Source organism: Dolichospermum sp. UHCC 0352 (genome assembly GCF_009711925.1).
In the GTDB taxonomy this organism is placed as follows: Bacteria; Cyanobacteriota; Cyanobacteriia; order Cyanobacteriales; family Nostocaceae; genus Dolichospermum; species Dolichospermum lemmermannii.
The window spans coordinates 608-1278 of sequence record NZ_VIKY01000091.1 but is presented as its reverse complement, the minus strand read 5'-3'; the positions used below and the strand labels follow the sequence as shown (position 1 = coordinate 1278).

At 37.1% G+C, this 671-nt stretch carries 2 protein-coding genes; both read right to left on the bottom strand.

Annotated features, from left to right (window positions below):
- Positions 1 to 17 precede the first annotated feature (17 nt).
- The gene (locus tag FJR06_RS06075; RefSeq protein WP_041458089.1) at positions 18 to 296 is read right to left on the bottom strand and encodes a hypothetical protein; all 279 of its coding nucleotides are present in this window, start codon (positions 294 to 296) and stop codon (positions 18 to 20) included.
- Between the two features lie 95 nt (positions 297 to 391).
- Positions 392 to 671: hypothetical protein (locus FJR06_RS06070; protein WP_168651044.1), on the bottom strand; the 280-nt coding region annotated here is incomplete at its 5' end.

Here is a 671-nt window from a genome sequence, read left to right as displayed (position 1 = left end):
GTATTGCCAACTAATTGTTAGAAATTGTCTGGATCATTCCAACCAGGAGGATTCAATACCAAAGTTGGTTCAAAAATAACATTTGCCCCATAATCTCTAATAAGGTCATCACAGTTTCTGAGAGATTGATTCAAACAACTGTCGAAATCTGGAGTACAAGCGTTACCATCAAATATATAGAAATCAGGATGCGAGGAAAGACTAACTTCGGAAGCATATCGTTGGTCAATCCATGTAGGATGATTTTCATAAATTTCGATTTGGAATCCTTGATAATGAACTATCATGTTATTCATGGGTGTCCTCGCAATTAATAAAAAACCAACACCTCTGCGCGATAGCGTCCCCACAGAAAAAAAAGAGTCAGAATTACTCCTGACTCGTGGTAAACTTAATAAGCGTTAAGCATTTGACTAACTAAACTAGGATTAAACTCAGCAAGTCTTTCTACAAAAAATGCCGACTGTTTAATCTTTTCTTCCTTGGGTAGTTTCATCAACTCCTGAATTATCAAACTGATTGCACGACGTTCAGCTTTATAATCCTCGAACTGAGAAAGCCATACCCAATTAATTCCTGAACTTGAAAAATGCTGAACAATAATATCTGTGTCGGTAACTTCTCGAAGCACGTCCCTAGTTTTGTTCTCACCTTTCTCATCTTGAAATTCC